This is a genomic window from Hyphomonas sp. J20-32 (assembly GCF_055808555.1).
Map to the genome: position 1 here is coordinate 146,011 of NZ_CM147873.1, position 23,976 is coordinate 169,986.

Sequence of the window (23,976 nt, forward strand, 5' to 3'; positions counted from 1 at the left end):
GGCGTGCGTCAGGGCTGCCGGGCAACCGCGAGCGCCGGGGCGTCATCGGATTCGGCTTGCTTCAGCACGGCGATATCCGGGCCGGACTGCATTTTAGCGTCGATCCGCTCCTGTGCCTCACCACTTGGGTCGAGCTTAAGAACGCGCAGCCACTGGAAGCGGGCCTCTGTCTTGCGGCCGACCTGCCAATAGGCATCGCCAAGATGGTCATTGAGCAACGCCTCACCGGGCGACAGTTCCACGGCCCGTTCAAGGAAACGGGTGGCCAGTTCGTAGCGCCCCATTCGGTAGTGTGCCCAGCCGAGGCTGTCGACGATATAGCCGGACTGGGGCTCCAGTTCGACCGCGCGCCGGATCATGTCGAGTGCCGCCTCGTAATTGAGGCCCCGGTCGATGTAGGCATAACCCAGATAGTTGAGGATCGAGGCGTTTGCAGGCTGCAGGGCCAGCGCGGTCTTGAGATCGATTTCGGCGTCCGGCCAGCGGCCCGTCTGCTCGCGCGCGGCACCGCGCGCATAGACAATACGCCAGTCCTGCCGGCCTGCCTTCGCATCATCGTCAATAATCTCGGTCAGCAGGCGCTCGGCGTCGGCGTTCCGGTCAAGCGAGCGGTAGAGGTCTGCAAGCTGGATCTTCAAGCCCCGATCAGGGGAATGAGCCAGCGCATCAGCCGCAATCGCGAGGGATTCCTGGTTGCGGTCTTCCCGGCGGAGCGCCCAGGCCATCTGGCCGCGCGCCGTCGCATAGAATTCGGAGGAATCGGGGATACGAGAGAGGATGGCGATGGCCTCCCGCCGGCGCCCGGCATTGTCGAGCGACTGGCCCCACAGCGAGCGGGCGACATGGAGATCGGGATCAAGCGCCAGGGCGAGCACGAAATAGACGCCCGACAGGTCGTCATCGGTCTGCATCATCAGCGCGGCGGCAGGCACGTAAACGGCAAGCGCAGCGCCCTCGCGGGTCGACAGGCGGTCTGGACGAATACGCTTTCCAGCCAGGATGTCAGCGCGCAGGCGATCAAGCGCGGCGTTCTGGCCGATCTCGTCGTGGAAAGTCTGCAGGATATCGACTGCACGGTCCTTCTTGCCCGCCGCAACGAGGAGCTGCGCATGGGCGTGAACACCGACGGCCAGACGGGCACCGGAATCCCAGAGCGTATCGAACGTGGCAAGCGCGGCGGCGTCATGCTTGTCGGCCATCTGGAGGAGGCCCATCATGTAGAGCGTGGAACTGTCGAGATTGGCGTCACCCGTCAGGCCATTCCGAAGATACAATTCGGCAGCATCAGCGCCGCTGTCATCGGCAATACGCCAGGCCGACAGGCCCCGGGCAATCACACGATTGAACGGGCCGTATTCAGTTTCTTCCAGATATTTGGCCGCTTCGCTTGTCTTGCCCCGCTCAAGCGCGTCCACACCCAGCGTGAGGCGGACCAGCGTCGCGGTGCTGCCGACGCCACTGGCGCGGCGAGCGAGTTCGACGCCAGCCTCATAGTCGCCCGCGAGCAATGCGGAAAAAACTGCCCGTTCAGCGATGCCTGACTTTTCCGGCGCCGTATCAATCGCGGCAGCGTAATATTCAGCGGCTGTTTCGGGGTCATTCGTCATCGCGGCAAAACGCGCAACGAGGAAATCACCATAGGCGCTGGCCTCGGCGGGGCGGCCATTCGCGAAGAGCGCGTCGCGAAGCGCGTCCTGAGACGGCGTACTGACGCAGGACCCAGCCAGCAACAGAGCGGACAGTGCAGAAAGGGGCCGGAAAAGGTTCATTGAAGCAATCTTTCAGCAACCGCGCCCTGCCGCAAGGGTAAAGGGCTTGTCCCTGCCCGCGATTCAGTCAGATGCTATCAGGACTTCCTGCCGGTCGAAGAACTTGTCGATTCCGCGCTTGACCGCCTCCATCGACTTTGCCCGTCCCGACGCGGACTGCAGGCGTTTGGCATCCTGCGCATTGGTGAGAAACCCCATCTCGAGCAGGACGGCGGGCACGTCTGGTGCCAGCAGCACATAGAAACCGGCATTGCGGTGCGTGCCGCGCAGGACAGGCCCGGCATCCGCAAGTTCAGGCAGAAGGTCTTCGGCGAAAGCCGCCGAATGGGATTTGGTTTCACGTTTGACCAGATCCTCGAGAATACTGCCGACGACCTTGGAGCCGCCCGTCTCGATCGGGATCTTCCAGTTATTCTTGTCGGCCTCGCGGTCGATCCTTCGTTCGCCCCGTTCAGAGATCGTGTAGACCGAGGCGCCCGCGACATCCGGCGAGCCGGCGGCGTCTGCATGCAGCGAGATGAAGAGGTCTGCGCCCCAGTTGCGGGCGAGCGTCACGCGGTCTTCGAGTTCGATGAACCTGTCATTGTCGCGGGTGAGCCGCACCGTGTAGCGCGGGTCCTTCTGCAGCAATTCCTTCAGGTACAGCGCCGCTTTCAGCGTCACGTCACGCTCCTGAAGGCCCCGGGCGGAATGGGTGCCCGGATCCTTTCCGCCATGTCCTGCGTCAACCACGATGACGTATTTGTCGCTGCCCCGGCGATCACGCCGGCGCAGGGGATCGGACGGAACGATTTCTGCCGCCGCCATGGCCATGGCGGACTTCCGGATGTCCGATTCCGCCCGCTGGAGGCGCGGCATGTCGCGTCTGGCCATGCTGGCAAACCTGGCCGCCGAGACGGTTTGAAGGTCGATAATGATGCGCCAGGCCTGTTCGCTTCCGGTTGGCGGCAGGGACAGGATGCGCGAGACGACCAAGGGCCGGTCAAGCGAGAAACTGAGCCGGTCGGCCGACAGGGCCCAGCCATCGACCCCACCAGTGCCGTTGCCGACCCGGGCCCCGGCTTCACCGGAAAGGGGCAGAATCAGGCTGCGCTGACCGCCCGATTCGGCCAGAAATGCCCGTGCGTCCTGCGAAATATCGCTCCAGATGGTGATTCTCGTCGGCGCACCGTCGCCCACGACGCGGACGTCGCGGATATCCGCCCGCACCGAAAAACCCATAAAAAAACAGGCGCATGCGAGAAAAAGGAGCCGAAAAAGGGTCATAAGGTCTGATTAACCGTAAATACTGCCTGACGCGGGAATATTCAGACCTATCCCTAACAGGCCTTAGATTAACCCAGCATTGACCGGACTCGTGTCATTGAACTGCTGCCTGCGGAATTTCATCCTTTCAATTCCCCCTGAAATTGGGCAGTATCACGAAAGTAGCCATAATAGCGGGCTGCAAAACAAGTTTCCCAACGACGCGTCAGCGATCGCGCTTCACCGAAAAGGCAAGCGGGCGCCGCGCTCCGGAAAGCAAAGCAATATGTGCACGGGTGCCGTGGCCATCGTCAGTTCTCCATTATCGCCTCACGGCGCATGGGACAGGCATGGCCGCACCCTCCCCCAACCAACACAGACCGGCTTGACCGCTCGCTCGAGGCGCCTCGCGCCCATGGCGGCGGCGCCGGATCATAAGGTCATGTTCCATGAGCAAACTCATGCTAATCGATGCCGCCCACCCGGAAGAGACCCGTGTGGCGATCGTCAACGGCGGCCAAGTCGATGATTTCGACTTCGAGACAACCGGTAACGAACAGCTTCGCGGCAATATTTATCTCGCAAAGATAACGCGGGTCGAACCGTCGCTGCAGGCAGCATTTGTCGAGTATGGCGGCAATCGCCACGGCTTTCTCGCCTTCAGCGAAATCCATCCCGATTATTACCAGCTTCCGGCCGAAGACCGGGAAGCCCTCCTGAAGGAAGCGGCTGAAGAAGCTGCCGCCGCCATCGAAGACGAGGACGAGGATGACGACGAGGGCGACAATGACGCCCATGCCGAAGCCGAATCCGACCATGATGACGACGACGCCTCTGACGATGATGAGAGTGAAGAAGGCGACGACGACGAAGAGGAGGATGAGGCCAAAGCGTCTGCCAAGCCTGCCCGCGGTCGCCGCCCCGCCCGCAAGGAATCGCCCCGTTCGTCGATCTCCAAGCGCTACAAGATCCAGGAAGTCATTCGCCGGCGCCAGGTCCTGCTGGTGCAGGTCGTCAAGGAAGAACGTGGCAACAAGGGCGCAGCCCTGACCACGTTCCTGTCGCTCGCCGGACGTTATTCCGTGCTGATGCCGAATACGCCACGCGGCGGCGGCATTTCCCGCAAGATCGTGAATGGCGCAGACCGCAAGCGCCTGAAATCAATCGTCGGCGAACTGGACGTGCCGGACGGCATGGGCCTGATCGTGCGGACAGCCGGCGCCAAGCGTACCAAGACCGAAATCCGGCGTGATTATGACTATCTCTCGAAACTCTGGGAAACCATTGTCGAGAAGACGCTGACATCCGAAGCGCCGATGCTGATCAATGCCGAAGGCGGCCTCGTGCACCGCGCCATGCGCGACATGTTCGACAAGGACATCGAGGAAGTCTGGGTGCAGGGCGAAGACGCCTATCGGGAGGCAAAGGACCTGGCCAAGCTGATCATGCCGAGCCAGGCCAAGAAGGTGCAACAGTGGAAAGAAGATGATCCGCTGTTCGTGGCCGAAGCGATCGAGGGCCAGCTGGATTCGATTTATTCGCCGACCGTGCAGCTGAAATCCGGCGGATACCTGGTGATCAACCAGACCGAAGCGCTGGTCGCGATCGATGTGAACTCGGGCAAGTCGACCAAGGAACGCAATATCGAGCAGACGGCCGTGCGGACCAATCTGGAAGCGGCTGAGGAAGCCTGCCGCCAGATGCGCCTGCGTGACCTTGCCGGCCTTGTCGTGATCGACTTCATCGACATGGACGAGAACAAGAACAATCGCGCCGTCGAAAAGAAGATGAAGGATTGCCTGAAGGTTGACCGGGCCCGCGTCCAGAATGGCCGCATCTCGCAGTTCGGCCTGATGGAAATCTCGCGCCAGCGTCGCCGCCAGGGCGTCCTGCAGGCAACGTCGGATCCATGTGAAGTGTGCAATGGTACCGGCCGCCGCCGCTCGATCCCCTCGGCTGCGCTGCAGCTGATCCGGGCCATCGAGGCGCGCGCCTCGACTGGCGGCCTGAAGAGCATCTCTGTGAAAGCGCCAACTGACGTTGCGCTCTACATTCTCAACAACAAGCGCGAAGCCCTTGTCGAGACCGAACGGATGGCCGGCTTTGCCGTGTCGATCCATTCATCGGAAGACCTGTTGCCAGGCGACTTCACGATCGACGCCGAGCGCGACCCGAACTCCAAGCCGAAGAAGAAATCGCCGCCGCGGTCTCTCTCGAAATCCGCCAAGCCTGTCGCATCTGATGACGATGACGAGGATATCGAGGACGACGACGAGATCGTCGCCGAAACGGACGACGAGGCTGAAGACAAGGCCGATGATACCCAGGCCAAGCCGCGCAAGCGCCGCCGCCGCCGGGGTGGCCGCGGACGCAATCGCGATGGCCGGGACACCGGTCTCGAAGTGATCGATGGCGATGCGGCCCCTGCTGAAGGTTCAGCCGAGGACAGCGACGAAGAGGACGACGAAGGCGAGTCCAGGGGCACGTCCGAAACGCAGTCCGACGAGTCCGAGGACGGCACGCGCAAGCGCCGCCGGCGCGGCCGCCGGGGGGGACGCCGCCGGCGTCGGCCTGCAGGCGAGGAACGCGCCGAAGGCGCGGACGGCGACGCGCCAATGGATGGCGGGGCCTATCTTGACGGCTTGTCGGCCAGTGCGCCGGAAATGCTGGACGCTGAAGCGCCAAGCGAGGCGAAGGCTGAACCAGCGCCTGAAGTGACTGCCGCCGAACCGGTGGAAAAGGCGGAACCGGAAGCGGTTGAAGCCGACGCCGAGACTGCGCCGGAAAAACCGAAACGCGCTCGCCGCTCGCGCGCCAAGCCGAAACCGAAGGCGGAGGCCGAAGCACCGGTGGAGACCAAGGCGGAACCGGTTGCGGAAGCGGCCCCTCAGCAGGAACCGGCGAAAGCCGAACCGGCCAAGGAACCGGCCATGGCCGCCACCGCGCCGAAGCCGGCACCCGAGCCGAAGCCGGAACCGACCAAGACCGACGATGCCGCACCGAAGCGCAAAGGCTGGTGGGCCCGCGCCCGCGGCGAATAGGCCGAACACGGTCCGACAATACAAAAAGGCCGGAGCAGCGATGCTCCGGCCTTTTCTATTCCGGTTCTGAGAGAATCAGGAGGCGGCGCCTACCGCAGCAGCGTCTTCGACGGCCTCGACTGCTGACTCACCTGCGCCTTCCACGACATCGACGACGGCTTCGGCTGCGGCAACGATTTCCGATGGTGCGTCTTCAGCAACGATTTCGGCATCGCTGGCGTCTTCTGCGACAACCGCCGTCTCAGTTTCAACCAACACGGCGACCATCGGGTTGGGACGCAGATCGTTCATTGCACCGGTCGATGCATCAACAGCCGCACCGATGATTCCACCGATCAGGATGTTCCCCGCCATACCCGCAGCGCCATCACCCGAAAGCTTGGGCTCAAGCAGTTGAGTAAAGGTTTCATATCCTGTTTTCGATATCTCGATGAAATAGGCGTATTTCCGGTTCAGTTCCTTCTCACAAGGCGTTACGCACCCGGCGACATTCAACTTTCCGGTTGTTTCCTTGAACGCGACGTCAGCACCTGCAGGTGTCGATTCAAATCTGACCGTATCTTCGGTCCCTTTCGTGACTGTCGCACAAGCTGCAAGTGTAATTGCAGCACCCATCGCAAATATCGCTTTCATAAGCATTCCCCGATTTAGACCTCCAACCATAATTGGCTGTTAGTATTACAGTTTAGACAGGTTCGAGTCGGGTCAACTCTAAAATGAAATCGCGACCGGCGCATGGGGCGCCAGTCGCGATTTCGTGTTCATCCGATCACACTTTCCCTGACTGGGGGAACAAGGTTCCCCCAGTCAGGGAAAAGCCTGAATCAGGCCGCCGCTTTCGCCTTCGCGTCGGCGGGTGGGAAGCGGTCGTAGAAGCCTTCACCCTTGGCTGCCATGTCGCGCAGCAGCTTGCCGGGGCGGAAACGGTCGCCATATTTGTCGGCAAGTCGGTCGGCTTCTTCGACGAATGGCTTGATGCCCCAGATCAGGTCGACATAGCTGGCGCAGCCGCCGGTGTAAGGCGCAAAGCCCCAGGCGAGGATCGAACCGATATCGGCGTCACGGGCATCGGTGATCACGCCTTCCTCGAAACAACGGGCCACTTCGATGGCCTGGCGCACGAGGAAACGATTGATCAGCTCCTTCTTCAGGGCTGGCGGGCACTCGTCGACCTTGACCTCGATCTGTGTGTTCAGTTCAGGCCACAGGCGTTCCGGCTTGCCCTTCTCGTTGTAGTCGTAGAAGCCCTTGCCTGCCTTGCGGCCGACGCGGCCCTGATCCTCGACCAGCCATGCCATCATCTGGCCGCGCGGGTCGTTGCCATACTCGATGCCGGAGGCCTGCGCCATCTGGCGGCCGACCTTGAGCGCGGTGTCGAGACCAACGGAATCGGACACTTCGAGCGGGCCCATCGGCATGCCGGACTGGCGCCCGACATTCTCGATGATCGCCGGCTTGATGCCTTCGCCGAGCATTTCGAGACCTTCCTGCGTATAGGTACCGAAGCAGCGCGACGTATAGAAACCGCGGCTGTCATTGACGACGATCGGCGTCTTGCGGATCTTGAGGACATAGTCGATCGACTTGGCGAGGGTTTCCTCGCTGGTCTCCTTGCCGGAAATGATCTCGACAAGTCCCATCCGCTCGACCGGCGAGAAGAAGTGGATGCCGATGAAGTTGGCCGGGCGGACCGAGGCTTCGGCCAGGCCGGTGATCGGCAGGGTCGAGGTATTGGAGCCCATGACCGCCGTATCGGAGAGCTGGGCCTCGGCCATCTTGGTGATCTTGGCCTTGAGTTCCGGATTCTCGAACACGGCTTCGACGACGAGGTCAGCGCCTTTGAAGTCATCATAGTTGGCAGTCGGCTTGATCAGGGCGAGGAGCGCGTCGCCCTTCTCCTTGGTCATCTTGCCGCGCGACACGTTCTTTTCGACGAGCTTGCGGGAATAGTCCTTGCCCTTCTCGGCATTCTCGACCGAGACATCGACGAGGATGGTCTCGATACCGGCGCGTGCCTGTTCATAGGCAATGCCTGCGCCCATCAGGCCGGCGCCGATGACAGCGACCTTGTTGAGCTCGTATTTCGGGAAGCCCGCCGGACGGTTGGCGCCCTTGGACAGGGCCTGCGTCGACAGGAACAGCGAGCGGATCATCGCCTTGGCTTCCGGGCGCTGCTGCGTGTTGATGAAGTAGCGCGTCTCGATGCGCAGTCCGGCATCGATCGGCACCATGATGCCTTCATAGATGCAGGAGAGGATATTCAGCTGGGCCGGGTAATTGCCATAGGTCTTGGCGTGCAGCATGGCGTTGGCCATGGTTGCGACCTGACCTGCACCGGGACTGCGGTGCGGCACGCCACCCGGCACCTTGAAGCCTTTGACGTCCCACGGCGCCTTTGCCGTCGGGTTGGCCTTGACCCATGCGGTGGCCTTCGCCTCGGTTTCCGCAGACGGCGCCAGTTCGTTGACGACGCCCATGGCGAGGGCTTTCTCGGCATTGAAGCTTTCACCTTGCAGGATCAGCGGCAGGGCTGCCTGGACGCCAATCAGGCGCGGCAGGCGCTGCGTGCCGCCAGCGCCCGGCAGGAGGCCGATCTTGGCTTCCGGCAGGCCGAACTGCAGCTTGGGGTTATCGTTCGCGGCAACGCGGTAGTGACCGGCCAGCGCCACTTCGAGGCCGCCGCCGAGGGCGAGGCCGTTGAGCGCGACAGCGACCGGCTTGCCGCAGGTTTCGAGCTGGCGGAGCGTCTTGTTCAGCGAGAAGCCTGCATCGAACTGCTCCTTCTTGAGTTCGGCTTCGGTCTTCTTCGCCTTGTCACCGGCACCGCCTGCGCGGCTGCCCATTTCACCGAGGTCTGCCCCGGCGCAAAATCCGCTCGCCTTGCCGGACGAAAGCACGAGGCCTTTGATCTTGTCGTTTGTCGCAACTTCCTTGGTGATCGCGATGATGTCGGCGACGGCCTTGCCGGTCAGCGTGTTCATGCTGCGGCCGGGCACGTCGAACACGGCATGGGCGATGCCATCTGAGTCGATGTCGAATGAAAATGTGTCGAGTTTCATGTGTTTGATTCCTTTCGAGAACGTCTGTTCCCGTCATTTTTCTTGCTGTCTGCATCTTCGCTCGCGAACGCGATGGCCATCGACATGGCGAGCGAAATACCAATCCCAATCCCCACCGCAATGAATGCCGCATTGTCCGTGGCAGCGAAGAGACCCACCCCAATGGCGACCCCCGCTCCCACGCCTATTGGCAGGCCCATTGCGATGGCGCGCTTGTCCATCAGACGCGTTCGATGATCGTCGCGGTGCCCATGCCGGCCCCGACGCAAAGCGTGATCAGCGCGGTTTCCTTGCCGGTCCGCTCAAGCTCGTCGACCATCGTGCCCATCAGCATGCCGCCCGTGGCGCCCAGCGGGTGGCCCATGGCGATGGCGCCGCCGTTCACGTTCATCTTGTCGTGCGGGATGTTCAGGTTGTGCATCATCAGGAGGACGACAGACGCGAAGGCTTCATTGAGTTCGTACAGATCGATGTCTTCCGGGTTCATGCCGGCCTTTTTCAGCACCTTGCGCGACACATCGGTCGGGCCGGTCAGCATGATGCCGGGCTCGGATCCGATGGAGGCCATGGCGCGGATGCGGGCACGCGGCTTGAGACCGAAACGCTCGCCCATTTCCTTCGAGCCGAACAGGACGGCAGATGCGCCATCCACGATGCCCGACGAGTTGCCGGCGTGGTGGACGTGGTTGATCTTTTCGAGTTCCGGGTAGCGCTGCTTGATGACGTCATCGAAACCCATTGCGCCCATGCCGAGGAAGGATGGCTGCAGCGCCGCGAGCGACTGCATGTCGGCCTGCGGACGCATGTGCTCGTCATGGTCAAGTCGGACACCGCCCATCTGGTCTTTGACAGGTACGATGGACTTGGCAAAGCGGCCTTCTTTCCAGGCCTGAGCGGCGCGCTTCTGGCTTTCGACAGCGAAGGCGTCAACGTCGTCGCGCGAGAAGCCCCACTTGGTGGCAATCGTGTCAGCACCAACGCCCTGCGGCGAGAAGTAGGACTTGATGGCGATCTGCGGATCGGTCGACCAGGCACCGCCTGCCGCGCCCATGGGCACGCGGCTCATGGATTCGACGCCGCCGCCAATGGCCATGTCGGCTTCGCCGGTCATGACTTTCGAGGCGGCCATGTTGCAGGCTTCGAGGCCCGAGGCGCAGAAACGGTCGACCTGCACGCCAGCCGTGGTTTCGGCATAATCGGCATTCAGCACCGCAATGCGGGCAATATCACCGCCCTGCTCACCCACTGGCGAAACGCAGCCGAAGACAACATCGTCGACGCAGGCCGTATCGATGTTGTTCCGGTCACGGATCGCCTGCAACACTTGCGTGCCAAGGCTCAGCGCCGTGATTTCGTGCAGGGAGCCGGACGACTTCCCTTTGCCGCGCGGGGTACGGACGGCGTCATAGACATAGGCTTCATTCATGGGAAAGGCTCCTTTAAAACTGTTCAATCATGTCGCCGGTGAATTCACCGGGTTGAGGGTAAGGCTCGCGGTGGAACGGGCAGCTTCCTTGCCGCGGAAATCGTAGAGTTCGGCCTCGGCGAAAACCATCGCGCGGCCGATATTGCGCAGGCGGGCAACCACTTCGATGGCGCCCTTGCGGACAGGGCGCAGGAAATGCGTGTGCAGGTCCACCGTCGAGGGCAGCTTCGTCTTGCCCGCCTTCATCCCGGCGAGCATGCCAATCGTATCATCCATCATGGCGACGAGATAGCCGCCCTGGATGACGCCTGCGGGATTGCAGAATTCCGGGCGGCCATCGAAGCGCACCCGCGTCTCCCACTTCTTCAGGTCGAGCGACAGGAGCTCGAAGCCCAGCGACGTCGAGGACGGGCTCGGGCTGGGAAAGATGTCCGTGATGCGGGCCTTGTCAGGCATCGGTTTCTACAGCGTCCTCGCGATCAGCATTTTCATGACTTCGTTGGCCCCGCCATAGATGCGCTGGACGCGGGCGTCGGCATACATCTGGGCGATGGGGTATTCGTCCATATAGCCGAATCCGCCATGCAGCTGCAGGCACTCGTCGATGATCTTGCACTGGAGGTCGGAGATCCAGTATTTCGACATGGACGCCGTGGCCGCATCAAGTTCGCCCTTCAGCAGCAATTCCGTACAATGATCTGCAAACACTTTTGCGACAGTCGCTTCGGTCTTGGCTTCGGCAAGCTTGAACTGGGTGTTCTGGAAATCGAAGATCGTGCCGCCAAACGCCTTGCGGCCTTTGACATATTCGACTGTCTCATGGATCGCACGCTCGATCATGCCGACACCCTGGAGGCCGATGACATGGCGCTCCTGCGGCAGTTTCTGCATCAGCTGGATGAAGCCCTTGCCCTCTTCCCCGCCAAGCAGGGCCGAAGCCGGCACTTTCACGTCATTGAAGAAGAGCTCTGACGTGTCGGCGGCATGCTGGCCAACCTTTTCCAGGTTGCGCCCACGTGTGAAACCTTCGACCTCTTCGGTCTCGACACACATGATGGAAATACCCTTGGCGCCCTTGGTCGGGTCGGTCTTGGCGCAGACCAGGATCAGGTTGGCGGTCTGGCCGTTCGAAATGAAGGTTTTCGATCCGTTGATGACGTAGCCGTTGCCATCCTTCTTTGCGACCGTCTTGATATTCTGGAGGTCAGAGCCCGTGCCCGGCTCGGTCATCGCGATGGCGGTGACAAGTTCGCCCGACGCCATACGCGGCAGCCAGCGGCGCTTCTGCTCCTCGGTACCGAAGCTGGCAATGTAGGGCGCGATGATGGCGTTGTGCAGCGTGATGCCGAACCCGTCGACGCCCTTCCACTGCTGCTGCTCGATGATGATGGCCTCGTGGCGGAAGTCGCCCCCTGCCCCGCCATATTCCTCGGGGATCGACGCGCAGAGCAGGCCCATTTCGCCTGCCTTGGTCCAGATCTCGCGAGGAACGACGCCCGCCTTGCGCCATGCCGGAACATGCGGCGCACACTCCTTTTCGAAGAACTGGCCCACGGCGTCGGAGAAAATATCCATCTCCTCGTCATTGCGCCAACCGGATTTCGGCACGTTCAGTGGGCTCTCGAGCATGGGCGGGTCTCTCCTGTCTTACCTAGCGGAAATTTCCGCTTACGTTCACGTCAACATGTAAGTTACGCAGGCCCGTTTGCACAGCCGTCACGCAACGTCAGGCCGCAGGCACAGGGCCTGCGGCCTTTTCGCCATGGACTCAGAATGCGTCGGCCGGCAGGGCCATCATGGATTTCGCGCCGGTTTTCACCTTTGCGAGATGGGCCGCCGCGTCGGGCAGCATGCGGTCGAGGAAATACTGGCCGGTCAACAGCTTTTCGCCATAGAACGGATCGCCCGCGCCTTTCTTCTCGATCGCGACCTTGGCCATGCGTGCCCACATGAAGCAGAGCGCTGTCAGGCCGAACAGGTGAAGGTAGTCGTGGCTTGAGGCGCCGGCATTGTTGAAGTCCGACATGCCGTTCTGCATCAGCCAGGTCGTGCCTTCCTGGAGCTGGCCCTTGACCGTGGTCAGGCCTTCGACAAAGGGCTTCAGGTCAGCGTCGTCACCGGCTGTGCCGAGGAAATCGTCCAGTTCGGCAAAGAAGCTGAACACGGCCCGGCCGCCATTGCTGGCAAGCTTGCGGCCGACCAGGTCGAGCGCCTGGATGCCATTGGTGCCTTCATAGATCATCGTGATACGGCTATCGCGGACATATTGCTCGAGGCCCCATTCGCGCGTGAAGCCCGATCCGCCATGAACCTGGAGGCCGAGATTGGCGCTCTCGCAACCCTTGTGGGTGAGATAGGCTTTCACCACCGGGGTAAGCAGCGCCATGTAGTCGCCGGCCCGCTCGCGCACTTTCTCGTCGTTTGACTTGTGCTGCAGGTCGCCCTGGAACGCAGTCCAGTAGGCAAAGGCGCGGGCGCCTTCGATGAAGGCTTTCTGGTCGAGCAGCATGCGCCGTACGTCCGGATGCACGATAATCGGGTCAGCAACCTTTTCCGGCGCCTTGGCCCCGTTGAGCGAACGGCCCTGGACGCGGTCCTTGGCGTAGTCGACAGCATTCTGGTAGGCCGCCTCTGCCTGGGCCAGGCCCTGCAGGCCAACGCCGAGGCGCGCCTCGTTCATCATCACGAACATGGTGCGCATGCCCCTGTGCTCTTCTCCGACAAGCCAGCCGGTCGCACCGTCATAGTTCATGACGCAGGTCGCGTTGCCATGGATGCCCATCTTCTCTTCGAGGCCGCCGCAGGAACAGGCATTGCGCTCGCCCAGCGAGCCGTCTTCCTTGACGATATATTTCGGCACGACGAAGAGTGAGATGCCCTTGATGCCTTCCGGACCGCCCTCGATCCGGGCAAGCACAAGGTGAATGATGTTTTCGGTGAGGTCCTGTTCGCCGCCCGAGATCCAGATCTTCTGGCCGGTGATCTTGTAGCTGCCATCGGCCTGGGGGACCGCCTTGGTCTTGATCAGGCCGAGATCCGTTCCGCATTGCGGCTCGGTCAGGTTCATGGTGCCGGCCCATTCGGCGCTGGCCATTTTCGGGCCGTACATCTTGCGCTGCGCATCGGAACCGCCAGCCATCAGGGCTTCATAGGCGCCCGATGTCAGGCCGGGATACATGCCGAAGGCCATGTTCGAGGACGAAATCATCTCGCCCCAGGCAAGGTTCACGACGTGCGGCAGGCCCTGCCCGCCCATCTCAGGGTCTTTCGACAGGAGCGGCCAGCCATTCTCGACCAGCGCCTTGTAGGCAGCCGGAAACCCGTCGGGCGTCTTGACGCTGGCGTCATCATTGCGCTTGCAGCCCTGCACGTCGCCGACATGGTTCAGCGGGAACAGGACCTCCTTGGCGAACTTGCCGCCTTCTTCCAGGATTGCGTCGATCAGGTCGGGGGTCGCTTCCTCGAAGCCTGGCAGGTTTGAATAGTTCTGCAATTGAAGCACTTCATGCAGGATGAATTGCATGTCGCGGACCGGGGCGTCGTAACGGGGCATGGGGCGGAATCCTTGTAAAAAAATAGCAACTGACGCCGTTCTAGACGCAAGTTCTAGAAAGGTCGTTCCAGTTGCCAGAACTCTATGAAAAGAGGTGGATCAGACTTCGTCGAGCTGGCGCCGGGCGACCGCTTCATAGGCTGCGACCTGTCGCTTGCCTTCTTCGTTCGGGCCGACCTTCTGGATCAGGTCCTCAAGCCAGAGGATGCCCTTGCGCAGTTCCGTCAGCGCCGTGTCGATGTCTTCGCGCTGGATTTCCAGCTCTTTGACCTGCTTGCGGAACTTGTCGAGCATCATGTATTTCTGGGCCCGTTCACCGTCGTCCAGCACGTAGAGGTCGAGAATTTCACGGATATCGGCCAGTGGCAGCCCGAGGCGCTTCAGGCGAACGATAATCGTAAGGCGCGCACGATCCCGGTTCGAATAGACACGGGTCATGCCATCGCGCGCCGGATGCAGCATGTCCTTGTCTTCGTAGAAGCGAAGGGCACGGGGTGTCACACCATATTCCCGGGCAAGCTCGGAAATCGTGAAGGTGCGGCTATCGGCGGCGGAAATGTGTGATGTCTTGTGATGCATGCGGTCAGCTTAGACCAAGGCTTCCGCGAACGTCAACGTCAACTTTACGCGAACGTTCGCGGAAACGTTCCCTATGGTAAACGCAGAAGCCCGACCCGTTACCAAATCATGCGAAAATATTTACCTTTAACTTCGCTTTAAGACCCGGCCTGCCATCAACGTTAGAATATGTGAACGAATCTGCCCGTAGCGTTAACTTTGCGGGCTGAGCGAGGAGAATCCGGGATGAACCAGACAGGGCCCTGGAGCGTTAAAGGCATAGACCAGCGCGCGCGCGACGCTGCGCGCGAAGCGGCGAGCGCCGAAGGTCTTACGCTTGGCGAATACCTCAACCGCTTGCTGATGGCGGACGAGGAATCCCAGCTCAATGAAATCTCGTCGCTGTTTCGCAACCCGCGCCCGCGGCCGGACGCGTCAACCAGCACGCTGGACCGCCTGACCCGCCGCATCGAGGCGGCCGAGGCCCGCTCGACGCTGGCCATTTCGGGCATGGACCACACGGTTCTCGGCCTCGTCGCGAAGCTTGAGCAGGCCGAGCAGAACAGCAATTCCGTCGTCGGCCATGTCGAAAGCCTGATGGACGAAATCCGCGACACTTATGAAGCGCTCCAGTCCAAGGTTCGCAGGCTTGAACAGGATGAATCGAACAAGCAGAACCTCGAAGCCCTGAAGTCACTCGAACAGGCGCTCGGCAAGCTGGCTGAACACGTCAACGACGAAGGCGAACTTGCCCAGCAGGAGGCCCTCGCCATCAAGGGCCGGGTCGAAGCCGGGTTCGCCGACCTGACCGACCGTGTCGAAGGCGTGGAAACCCGGGTCGAATCGAAACTGTCTGACGCCGCTGCACGGGTCGACAGGGCCGTCGAGCAGGCTGAAAAGCGATCCGAGACCGCTGCGCGCGAATTGACGACGCGCCTGTCGTCCCTTGAGCACAATGTTCAGGAACGCCTGATAGCGGCGGGACAAACCGACGAACGCCTGAGTGCTGTCGAGTCTGACGTGTCGGGCGCGCTGGATTCCATGGAAAGCACGCTGCTGCGCATCCAGGAACGGCTGAACCGCGCCGAAACCACGACCGATGCTGCGCTGCAAAGCCTTGAGGCGACCTTCAATCATCTCGACAACCGGGTCGAAGCGCTGGCCGGGTCCGTCGATCCGGAGCTTGCCGAAAAACTGCGCTCGGAATTCGAGGCCCGCTTCGACAACCTGACAAAATCCCTGCGTGAAACCGTCGACCAGACCCGGCTCGAACTCGCCGACGAGATCGCGCGTACCGCCAATACCCAGAAAAACGAAGTCGTCTCTGATCTCACGGCCGGACTTTCGGATGTGCAAAAGCGTCTGGCGGCCTCCGAAGAGCGCCAGTCACGCAGCATGGAAACGGTGTCGAACCAGGTCAGCCGGATGTCGACCAGCTTCGAACAGCGCATCCGCGACGTCGAAGCGCGCGATGACGCCGCTGCGAGCGAGGCCATGCGCGGCGAAATCGAACGCCTTGGCGCAACCGTCAGCGGCCGCATCGACTCGCTCGCCGACCAGATCGACAGGCGCGTCAGCGACAGCGAAACGCGAAGCGCTGAAGCCATCGAACAGATCGGCGAACAGGTGGCGTCGGCTGCCACCCGGCTCCAGAAGCGCCAGGACGATGCCATCAAGTCCATGGCGACCCAGATGGAAGAGAGCCGCAAGCGCACCGATGTGCGCCTGTCGGATGCCCTGTCAAACGTCTCCGAGCGGCTTGAGCATATGCAGGCCCAATCGTCGGCATCGCTTTCACCCGTGCAGCGCGCGATTGCATCGCTGGCGACTCGGCTTGAAAGCCTCGAGGAATTCACCTCGCCGCCTTATGCCGATCCGGAAGGCGCCGATGCGCTGCCCGATGCGCCTGATTTTTCCGACGAACCGGTGGTTGAACAGGCAGCCCAAACGCCCGTCCATGATGACGGCGTGCCATTCGAACCTGGCCTTCCCGAAATCAACGACGATGATGACGACGACATGTTCGTGGAAACATCAGCGGACGTTCCACAGGATGACGACATGTTCGCCGAAGCATCGTCAGATGCTTCAGAGGGCGACGACGCCATGTTCGAGGATACGTTGATCGATCCGGATGACGACGACGCCTTCTTCGAGGCCGGGATCGCCGGCTGGGACGCAGCTGTCGAGAGCCGCGGAGCACCCTACAAGTCCGATTTCGAAGACGTGTTCGACATACCGCAGGAAGCCGGTAGCGAGCAGCACGAGGACGAGGATTTGTCCGCATCGTCCGCCGAACCCGGCCCTGAAGTGGTCTTCGACCCGCTCTCCGAGCTGGAAGGCATCGACGGGGAGCATGACAGCCACACCGAAGCGCGCGCGTCCGACATTTTCGACATGGACGATTCCGAGGACGAGGACTTTCTCGAGTTGATCGCGGCGAAATCCGATCCGGACGCAGAATTCGACCCGCTCGCTGAAGACGATCCCGAGCAAATCGCCATTCGGGCGGATGACACGAATGATTATATCGCCCGGGCTCGCCGGGCCGCGATCACGGCGGCCGGCACGCTGGACGCACAACCGCAGAACCGCAACCGGCGGAAAACCGACAAACCGTCTTTCAACGGGGTCCGCGCAAAGTCCGGCTCAAGCAAACTGCCGCTCTATGCTGCTGCCTCTGCGGTTGTGATCACCGGGGCCGCTGTGGGGGGATACCTCCATATCCGCGGCAAGCAGGAAGCGCCTGTGATCGCTGCCTCGGTCGATACCTATGTCGATCCCGGCGCTGCAGCAGCCGCGAATGTCCTGCCCGTTGAGGGGGGCGAAGCCGCAGGCGAGGCAGCCCCGGCCATGCAGGCCGATGCCGACCTGTTCGACGCAGCGCCGGCGACGCAGGCCGTTCAGGCGCCCTCTTCCCCGGCCGCAGCGGCTGCACCAGCGGCGGCATCGAATTTCCCGGCCATCTCTCCCTTCGTGACCGTGGAAAGCGCCGCAGCCGGCGGAAACCATATCGCCCAGTACCAATTGGCGCAGGAACACATTGCCGCCGGGGATTTCGCCGCCGGCGCAGCCCTGATGCGCAAATCAGCCACCAAGGGCCTGCCTATAGCCCAGTACGGCCTCGCCAAACTGCACGAGAAAGGCAATGGCGTTCCCAAGGACCTTGTCCTCGCCCGGGAATGGACGGAAAAAGCCGCCAATGGGGGCAATGTCAAAGCCATGCATGACCTGGCCGTCTTCATGGCCGAAGGCGAAGGCGGACCGCAGAGCTATGCCGGGGCCGTCGAATGGTTCCGCAAGGCCGCCGAGTTCGGCATTGTCGACAGCCAGTACAATCTCGGCGTCCTCTACGAGCAGGGCCTCGGCATCAGCCCGAACCTGACCGAAGCGATGTTCTGGTACGAAATTGCCGGCAAGAACGGCGATGCGGGCGCACCCGCCAAGATCGCCGATCTTTCAGGCCGCATTTCGCCCGAAGCCGCCGAACAGGCCCGCGCGCGATCAGTCTTCTGGGAAGCCTCCCGGGACAATGCCATCAGTAATGGACGCTTCGGCGCGCAGCCCTGGAACACCGGCAATCCGCTTCAGGTACAGGGCGTACAGGTTGCTCTTGGGGCGCTCGGCTACAATGTCGGCACGCCGGACGGCGTGGTCGGTGCCGGCACGGCCAAGGCGATCCGCGACTATGAAAAAGCCAACGGCCTTCCGGTGACCGGCACGATCACGGCTGACCTGATCGAGAGCCTCAATGCCCTGGCTGGCGCGCCGACCAACGGCTAGGTTTCGCGCGCCGTTTTCAGCGCGTGGACACATGACATCGTTCTAGATATGTTCCACGAGAATCGTGGCAGGATATCGTAATGACACCTATCGTTACCATCGGAACCGCCGGCTTCGACGCCGTGCATATCGTGCTCCTGCTGGGCGTGCTCGGGCTCGGCTTCCTGGCCTATGCGCTATGGGGCCGAATTGACCTCACCCGGCGCGACCTCACGCGGGCAGAGGAAGATCTCTCCGATACCAAACAAGCCCTGCGCACCAAGGAAGATGTCGCGCGTCAGGCTGAGATTGCCCTGGCAGAGATCAAAGCCCGCAGCGAGGAGGATGAACGCAAGTTCGCCGATCTCGCCCAGGGTGTCCTGCGCACGGCCAATGCGCAATTCCTGCAACTCGCCAACGAGACGTTCGAAAAGCACAAAGAAGGCGCCAAGGGCCAGCTGCAGGAGCTGATGAAACCGATCGGCGAGAATTTCGACGCCTTCAAGAAGCGCGTCGATGACCTTGAAAAAGTCCGGACCGAGGACAAGTCGCTGTTGTCGGAACAGGTGAAGGCGATCGGCGAGAGCCTGCATCGCAACACGGCCGAGACCGGCAAGCTGGTCAACGCGCTGACCGCGCCGAAAGGCGGTGGTCGCTGGGGCGAGATGACCTTGCGCAATGTCATGGAACAGGCGGGCCTGTCGGCCCATTGCGACTTCAACGAACAGGTGCATGACGCAACCGAAGACGGTCGCCAGCGGCCTGACGCCATCATCCGCCTGCCCGGCGACCGACAGATCGTGGTCGACTCCAAGGTATCGCTGGCCTCCTACATGGCTGCCGTGAACACAGAGGACCCGGCCGAACGCCTTGCGCACCTGAAGGCGCACGCCACGAGCGTACAGCGTCACGTCAGCACGCTCGCGTCGAAGGACTACCAGTCAAACCTCGGCAACAGGTTCGATTATATCGCCATGTTCATTCCCGGGGAAAACTTCTTCGCCGCGGCGCTGGAACATTCGCCGGACCTGATCGAGAAGGCCATGTCGCGGCAAGTGATTGTCACCACGCCGACAACGCTGATCGCGCTCGCCCGGACGGTCGCGCATCTGTGGCGGCAGCATCACCAGAACGAGAACGCCATGGCAGCGGCTGAACTCGGCGCTGAACTTCATAGCCGGATGAGTGTCATGCTCGGCCATATCGAAAAGCTCGGGAAGACGCTGAACGGCTCTGTCGACCATTTCAATTCGGCCATGGGTTCGTTCGACAAACGCGTCCTGCCCACCCTGCGCAAGTTCGAGGACATGGAAATCGCCCCGCCGAACAAGGCGTTGCCAGAGCCGAAGCAGATCGAAAACCGGGCGAATACGCCTGAAACGACGGGCGAGCTGGACTTTGGCGGCAAGAAAAAGGCGCTGGCTGCCGAATGAGCCGCACCGGTTGACCAAACGCCCTTCTGTTCATATCTCCCCCTCATGGCCATACGCGAAATCCTGACTGTACCCGATCCGCGCCTCAAGGAGGTGTCGAAGCCTGTTGAAGGCGGCGTCTCCGACGAGATTCGCGCGCTGATGGATGACATGCTGGAAACCATGTATGACGCGCCGGGCATTGGCCTGGCTGCGATCCAGGTCGGCGTGCCGCTGCGGGTCATCGTGATGGATCTGGCTCCCGAAAACGAGGAGCCGAAACCGCGCTATTTCGTGAACCCGGAAATTCTCGAAACGGTCGAGCAGACCCAGCCCTATGAAGAAGGCTGCCTGTCGGTGCCGGACATTTTCGACCAGGTCGAGCGCCCCGAGCGCTGCCTGATCCGCTATCTCGACTATGACGGCAAGCAGGTCGAGGAATGGGCCGAAGACCTCTACGCGGTCTGCATCCAGCACGAGATGGACCATCTCGAGGGCACGCTGTTCATCGACTATCTCTCGCGCCTGAAGCGCGTGCGCGCCATCGACAAGGTGAAGAAGGCCAAGCTCCGCAAGATTCGCGAAGACGTCGCCTGATCCTGCCACGCCAATCTTTCCTTTATTGCCAGCGTCCCGCGCGCTAGACCCCCGCACCATGACCCAACCGCTTCGCCTTGCCTTCATGGGCAGCCCGCAGATTGCCGTGGACGTGCTCGCCGCGCTGGTCGCAGCGGGCCATGAGATTGCCTGCGTGTATTCGCAGCCGCCGCGCCCGTCGGGCCGGGGCAAGAAGCTGACGCCGACACCGGTGCAGGCCTGGGCCGAAGCGCAGGGGCTAGAGGTGCGCACGCCGAAATCGCTGAAGAAGGCGCCAGAGCAGGAGGCGTTTGCGGCACTGGGCCTCGATGCGGCGGTGGTTGTCGCATACGGCCTGATCCTGCCGCAGGCGGTGCTGGATGCGCCGCGGCTTGGCTGTCTCAACATGCACGCCTCGATCCTGCCGCGCTGGCGGGGCGCCGCGCCGATCCAGCGGGCGATCATGGCGGGCGACCATGAGACCGGGTTGGACGCGATGCTAATGGATGCGGGGCTCGATACCGGCCCGGTGCTGATGTCGGCGCGCACGCCGATCACGGCGGCGACGACAGCGGGCACGCTGCACGACCGGCTGGCGGAACTGGCCGCAGACCTTGCGCCGGTTGCGCTGGCACGATGGGCAGACGGATCGATTGAACCGAAGGCCCAGCCGGACGAGGGCATCACGTATGCCCACAAGATCAGCGCCGAGGACCAGCCGGTCGACTGGTCGAAACCGGCCGCAGACGTTGACTGCCAGATCAGGGGCCTGTCCCCCTTCCCCGGGGCCGTCTGCCACTGGACGCCGGAGGGCGAGACCAGCCCCGTGCGCCTGAAACTGCTGATGAGCGAAGTCGCCGGAACCTCTGGCGGGACCGCGCCGGGCACCGTGCTGGACGACCGGCTTCTGGTCGCCTGCGGCGATGGCGGCGCGGTGCGGATCACGCAGCTGCAGCGCCCCGGAAAAGGCCCGATGACGGCCAGCGTCTTCCTTAATGGCACGCCTATTCCCCCCGGCACGGTGCTGGCCTCATGAGCACCTGGATCCGCCCGGCCCATGCCGAGGACATTGACGAGATCGCGGCGCTGAACGACGCGGCCTTCAAGGGGACCGCCGAGGGCAAGATCGTCCGCAAGCTGAAGCGGGACGGCGACAGCGTGCTGTCGCTGATCGCGCATGATGACAGCCGGATTGTCGGCCATGTCGAATTTTTCCGCATCCTTGTCGATGACGCGCCGCTGGCCGTTGGTCTCGGGCCGATGTCCGCGCTGCCGGGCCGGCAGAAAAAAGGCATTGGCAGCGGCCTGGTCCGCACCGGCCTCCTGGCGCTGCAAGGCGCGGGCGAAAGCCTTGTCTTCGTTCTGGGGCATGCGGATTATTATCCGCGTTTCGGATTTTCCGCGGACGCCGCCCTGCCCTTCGGTGCGCCGTGGAGCGGGCCTGCTTTCATGGCGCGGCGGCTGGCGGATGCGGCGCCGGCGTCCGGCACGCTCACCTATCCGTCCGCATTCGGCGGGTAGTCCATGGCCCGTTACAAACTCCTGATCGAATATCATGGCGGGCCGTTCCAGGGCTGGATGCGGCTGCCGGGCAAGCCGACCGTGCAGGGCGCCATCGAAGACGCCGCCGCCAAGCTGGATGGCGGGCCGGTGGAGGTCTATGGCGCGGGGCGCACCGATAGCGGCGTCCACGCGATGGGACAGGTCGCGCATGTCGACTTTGCCGTCGACCGGCCGGGCAAGGTGGCCGACGCGCTGAACTTCCATTTGCGACCGCTGCCGATCGCCATCCTGAGCGCCGAGAAAGTGGACGAGGATTTCCACGCCCGCTTCAGCGCCAGGGCGCGGCATTATCGCTTTGTCATCATCAACCGCCGGGCCGACCTGACAGTGGACAAGGGCCTTGCCTGGCGCATCTCGCCTAAACTCGATGCCGGGGCCATGCATCACGCAGCGCAAGTGCTGCTCGGCGTGCATGATTTCACCACGTTCCGCGACGTCGAATGCCAGGCGAAGAGCCCGGTCAAGACGCTCGATAGGTTCGATGTCGCCCGCTATGGCGACCGGATCGAATGCACGCTGTCGGCCCAGAGCTTCCTGCACCGGCAGGTGCGCTCGATGGTTGGCTCACTCGTGGAAGTCGGGCGCGGCAAGCGCGATGCGCGCTGGCTGACGGAGATACTTGAGGCGAGAGACCGCACGGCCTGCGGGCCTGTCTCGCCGCCGGACGGATTGTTCCTCGAAAAAGTCGACTATGACTGAGCCTGTGCGTGCGGCGCCTGTGAGGGCGCTTCGGGGGTGAGGTAAGGGTGTGCTGGGGGTGAGGTCCGGGTCAGGTATGTGGCAGGGGCAGGTTGGCCCGCCATGCGCTTGCGCCTGGGCCTGCTGCAGGGCAATCGCAATGCGATTGCTTGTCCCTTCGCAGCCTTCGCCGGGGACACGGATCGGGGGCGAGTGCTTGCGCTAACCTGTCTGAGACAGGCGCACGCACGAACCGGTCCTCCGCCTCCGGCGCGTCACCCATGCAGCGGATATAGACATTGCCCCAGCGGTCGACGGCGACGAGCAGGCCGCGCCCGGTCGCCTTCATCCAGCGGTTCAGGTTCTGCAATTGCCACCAGAGCCATGGCCAGAGCAGGACATGGACGTGCGCATAGAGATGGGCGTGCCGGGGGTGCATGGGGGGCAGTATAGGGGCGGCAAGGCGGGGGGAGGACAAGTTTGCGGTGGAGCGGCTGGATCGGCCGCCGCCACGAAGATTGTCTCACGGGATGCGCAGGAAAGGCGGCAGGCTTTCACCTGCCTGCCCCGCTAGATATCCCATTGCATGAACATGCCGGTGATGGCGAGCGAGTCGACAAGGGCATGGGCGATGATCAGGGGCCAGAGGTTCCGCTTATACAGCAGGAACAGGACGCCAAGGGCGACGCCGATCATGCCTGTCGCGATCAGCCCGCCGAGGCCCTGATAGTAGTAGTGGCCATATCCGAAGATGAGCCCCGGGATGAAAACCGCCAGGACAGGCGCCAGGCGCAGGCCCTTGAAAGCGGTCTGCAGACGGGTGATCAGGTAACCGCGAAAGAACATCTCTTCGGCCAGCCCGCCGCTAACGATGCCGATACCGAGCCACATCAGGTAGACGGGCACGTTCCCGACGATATCGCCCCAGCGATCCTCAACCTCGCCCTGCCCCTCTGACATGAAATCAAGCCCGAGGGCCTGCCCGGCGAGCTGGGTGCCGACACCTGTGGCGATGATGGCGACGATGGCCAGCAGGGTTTGCGGGACCATCAGCAGCCGGCTCTTCATTCCCGGAACCGCGCGCAGGCCCATCCCGGACCAGTGTATGCCGCGGCGCCGCAGGTAGACCGTCAGCAGGACCAATAGCGTGATCAGCGAGACAGGGCCGGAGAACCGCCAGATGAAGGGGTCCAGCGCGGCCTTTGACAGGAATGCGATGGCGACCACGGCCATGACTTCCACGAGCGCGGTGATGCGCCCGTGCTTCAAATGATTATCCATGTCGTGATTGCTCCTGTCCGGAATGTTCTCGCCCGGAATTGGGCATACACGGG

General features: G+C 62.4%; 19 protein-coding genes. 7 read left to right on the top strand and 12 right to left on the bottom strand.

The genetic code is table 11. The features are described 5' to 3' along the window. Window positions 1–8: 8 nt before the first annotated feature. A complete protein-coding gene (locus tag AC0L7I_RS00665; protein WP_473397604.1) occupies window positions 9–1,769 on the bottom strand; it encodes a tetratricopeptide repeat protein in 1,761 nt (586 codons plus the stop codon). 63 nt (window positions 1,770–1,832) lie between these two features. Further along, window positions 1,833–2,990, bottom strand: a complete 1,158-nt coding sequence (locus tag AC0L7I_RS00670) for an N-acetylmuramoyl-L-alanine amidase family protein (RefSeq protein ID WP_473397605.1) — start codon at window positions 2,988–2,990, stop codon at window positions 1,833–1,835. 473 nt (window positions 2,991–3,463) lie between these two features. On the opposite strand from AC0L7I_RS00670, the gene AC0L7I_RS00675 reads away from it, so the two are divergent. After that, window positions 3,464–6,055 (top strand): Rne/Rng family ribonuclease, encoded by a 2,592-nt coding sequence (locus tag AC0L7I_RS00675; RefSeq protein WP_473397606.1) that lies wholly within the window; start codon window positions 3,464–3,466, stop codon window positions 6,053–6,055. A gap of 75 nt (window positions 6,056–6,130) precedes the next feature. Here the strand turns inward: AC0L7I_RS00675 and AC0L7I_RS00680 are convergent, their stop codons facing one another. The 8 genes from AC0L7I_RS00680 to AC0L7I_RS00715 form a co-directional block, all read right to left on the bottom strand. Further along, a complete protein-coding gene (locus tag AC0L7I_RS00680; protein WP_473397607.1) occupies window positions 6,131–6,688 on the bottom strand; it encodes an SHOCT domain-containing protein in 558 nt (185 codons plus the stop codon). 191 nt (window positions 6,689–6,879) lie between these two features. Next, complete coding sequence (locus AC0L7I_RS00685; protein ID WP_473397608.1) at window positions 6,880–9,114, bottom strand: 3-hydroxyacyl-CoA dehydrogenase NAD-binding domain-containing protein; 2,235 nt, start codon at window positions 9,112–9,114, stop codon at window positions 6,880–6,882. Further along, entirely contained in the window at window positions 9,111–9,335 is a 225-nt protein-coding gene (locus tag AC0L7I_RS00690) for a hypothetical protein (RefSeq protein WP_473397609.1), read from the bottom strand. Before AC0L7I_RS00690 ends, AC0L7I_RS00685 begins: the two co-directional genes overlap by 4 nt. Beyond that, window positions 9,335–10,540, bottom strand: coding sequence for an acetyl-CoA C-acetyltransferase (locus AC0L7I_RS00695; protein ID WP_473397610.1), 1,206 nt, complete (start codon window positions 10,538–10,540; stop codon window positions 9,335–9,337). The genes AC0L7I_RS00690 and AC0L7I_RS00695 overlap by 1 nt, the downstream gene beginning before the upstream one ends. A 27-nt stretch (window positions 10,541–10,567) precedes the next feature. Continuing rightward, window positions 10,568–10,996: a PaaI family thioesterase gene (locus AC0L7I_RS00700; protein ID WP_473397611.1), complete on the bottom strand. Its 429-nt coding sequence runs from the start codon at window positions 10,994–10,996 to the stop codon at window positions 10,568–10,570. A 6-nt stretch (window positions 10,997–11,002) separates the two neighbouring features. Beyond that, complete coding sequence (locus tag AC0L7I_RS00705) at window positions 11,003–12,169, bottom strand: acyl-CoA dehydrogenase family protein (protein WP_473397612.1); 1,167 nt, start codon at window positions 12,167–12,169, stop codon at window positions 11,003–11,005. Between the two features lie 139 nt (window positions 12,170–12,308). Continuing rightward, window positions 12,309–14,093 (bottom strand): acyl-CoA dehydrogenase C-terminal domain-containing protein, encoded by a 1,785-nt coding sequence (locus AC0L7I_RS00710; protein WP_473397613.1) that lies wholly within the window; start codon window positions 14,091–14,093, stop codon window positions 12,309–12,311. Window positions 14,094–14,192: 99 nt separating this feature from the next. Further along, window positions 14,193–14,672, bottom strand: coding sequence for a MerR family transcriptional regulator (locus AC0L7I_RS00715; RefSeq protein WP_473397614.1), 480 nt, complete (start codon window positions 14,670–14,672; stop codon window positions 14,193–14,195). 225 nt (window positions 14,673–14,897) lie between these two features. Between AC0L7I_RS00715 and AC0L7I_RS00720 the strand changes: the two genes are divergently transcribed. The 6 genes from AC0L7I_RS00720 (at window position 14,898) to truA (ending at window position 22,663) form a co-directional block, all read left to right on the top strand. Beyond that, window positions 14,898–18,434 (top strand): peptidoglycan-binding protein, encoded by a 3,537-nt coding sequence (locus AC0L7I_RS00720; RefSeq protein WP_473397615.1) that lies wholly within the window; start codon window positions 14,898–14,900, stop codon window positions 18,432–18,434. A gap of 80 nt (window positions 18,435–18,514) precedes the next feature. Beyond that, window positions 18,515–19,846, top strand: coding sequence for a DNA recombination protein RmuC (locus AC0L7I_RS00725; RefSeq protein WP_473397616.1), 1,332 nt, complete (start codon window positions 18,515–18,517; stop codon window positions 19,844–19,846). 45 nt (window positions 19,847–19,891) lie between these two features. Continuing rightward, window positions 19,892–20,422, top strand: coding sequence for a peptide deformylase (gene def, locus AC0L7I_RS00730; protein ID WP_473397617.1), 531 nt, complete (start codon window positions 19,892–19,894; stop codon window positions 20,420–20,422). Between the two features lie 58 nt (window positions 20,423–20,480). Next, window positions 20,481–21,437, top strand: coding sequence for a methionyl-tRNA formyltransferase (gene fmt, locus AC0L7I_RS00735; protein ID WP_473397618.1), 957 nt, complete (start codon window positions 20,481–20,483; stop codon window positions 21,435–21,437). After that, window positions 21,434–21,922: a GNAT family N-acetyltransferase gene (locus AC0L7I_RS00740; protein WP_473397619.1), complete on the top strand. Its 489-nt coding sequence runs from the start codon at window positions 21,434–21,436 to the stop codon at window positions 21,920–21,922. The genes fmt and AC0L7I_RS00740 overlap by 4 nt, the downstream gene beginning before the upstream one ends. Window positions 21,923–21,925: 3 nt before the next feature. Next, on the top strand, window positions 21,926–22,663 hold the full coding sequence (truA, locus tag AC0L7I_RS00745) for a tRNA pseudouridine(38-40) synthase TruA (RefSeq protein WP_473397620.1): 738 nt from the start codon (window positions 21,926–21,928) through the stop codon (window positions 22,661–22,663). A gap of 70 nt (window positions 22,664–22,733) precedes the next feature. On the opposite strand, the gene AC0L7I_RS00750 is transcribed toward truA, so the two are convergent. Continuing rightward, window positions 22,734–23,081 (bottom strand): hypothetical protein, encoded by a 348-nt coding sequence (locus AC0L7I_RS00750; RefSeq protein ID WP_473397621.1) that lies wholly within the window; start codon window positions 23,079–23,081, stop codon window positions 22,734–22,736. A gap of 131 nt (window positions 23,082–23,212) precedes the next feature. Beyond that, on the bottom strand, window positions 23,213–23,923 hold the full coding sequence (locus AC0L7I_RS00755; RefSeq protein WP_473397622.1) for a CPBP family intramembrane glutamic endopeptidase: 711 nt from the start codon (window positions 23,921–23,923) through the stop codon (window positions 23,213–23,215). Between the last annotated feature and the right edge of the window lie 53 nt (window positions 23,924–23,976).

Coding starts and splice junctions, on each gene's coding strand:
- AC0L7I_RS00720 (WP_473397615.1), top strand. CDS start 14,898: ATGAACCAGACAGGGCCCTGGAGCGTTAAAGGCATAGACCAGCGCGCG.
- AC0L7I_RS00715 (WP_473397614.1), bottom strand. CDS start 14,672: ATGCATCACAAGACATCACACATTTCCGCCGCCGATAGCCGCACCTTC.
- AC0L7I_RS00725 (WP_473397616.1), top strand. CDS start 18,515: ATGACACCTATCGTTACCATCGGAACCGCCGGCTTCGACGCCGTGCAT.
- AC0L7I_RS00705 (WP_473397612.1), bottom strand. CDS start 12,169: ATGCTCGAGAGCCCACTGAACGTGCCGAAATCCGGTTGGCGCAATGAC.
- AC0L7I_RS00710 (WP_473397613.1), bottom strand. CDS start 14,093: ATGCCCCGTTACGACGCCCCGGTCCGCGACATGCAATTCATCCTGCAT.
- def (WP_473397617.1), top strand. CDS start 19,892: ATGGCCATACGCGAAATCCTGACTGTACCCGATCCGCGCCTCAAGGAG.
- AC0L7I_RS00750 (WP_473397621.1), bottom strand. CDS start 23,081: ATGCACCCCCGGCACGCCCATCTCTATGCGCACGTCCATGTCCTGCTC.
- AC0L7I_RS00670 (WP_473397605.1), bottom strand. CDS start 2,990: ATGGGTTTTTCGGTGCGGGCGGATATCCGCGACGTCCGCGTCGTGGGC.
- AC0L7I_RS00665 (WP_473397604.1), bottom strand. CDS start 1,769: ATGAACCTTTTCCGGCCCCTTTCTGCACTGTCCGCTCTGTTGCTGGCT.
- AC0L7I_RS00695 (WP_473397610.1), bottom strand. CDS start 10,540: ATGAATGAAGCCTATGTCTATGACGCCGTCCGTACCCCGCGCGGCAAA.
- truA (WP_473397620.1), top strand. CDS start 21,926: ATGGCCCGTTACAAACTCCTGATCGAATATCATGGCGGGCCGTTCCAG.
- AC0L7I_RS00700 (WP_473397611.1), bottom strand. CDS start 10,996: ATGCCTGACAAGGCCCGCATCACGGACATCTTTCCCAGCCCGAGCCCG.
- fmt (WP_473397618.1), top strand. CDS start 20,481: ATGACCCAACCGCTTCGCCTTGCCTTCATGGGCAGCCCGCAGATTGCC.
- AC0L7I_RS00680 (WP_473397607.1), bottom strand. CDS start 6,688: ATGAAAGCGATATTTGCGATGGGTGCTGCAATTACACTTGCAGCTTGT.
- AC0L7I_RS00675 (WP_473397606.1), top strand. CDS start 3,464: ATGAGCAAACTCATGCTAATCGATGCCGCCCACCCGGAAGAGACCCGT.
- AC0L7I_RS00690 (WP_473397609.1), bottom strand. CDS start 9,335: ATGGACAAGCGCGCCATCGCAATGGGCCTGCCAATAGGCGTGGGAGCG.
- AC0L7I_RS00685 (WP_473397608.1), bottom strand. CDS start 9,114: ATGAAACTCGACACATTTTCATTCGACATCGACTCAGATGGCATCGCC.
- AC0L7I_RS00755 (WP_473397622.1), bottom strand. CDS start 23,923: ATGGATAATCATTTGAAGCACGGGCGCATCACCGCGCTCGTGGAAGTC.
- AC0L7I_RS00740 (WP_473397619.1), top strand. CDS start 21,434: ATGAGCACCTGGATCCGCCCGGCCCATGCCGAGGACATTGACGAGATC.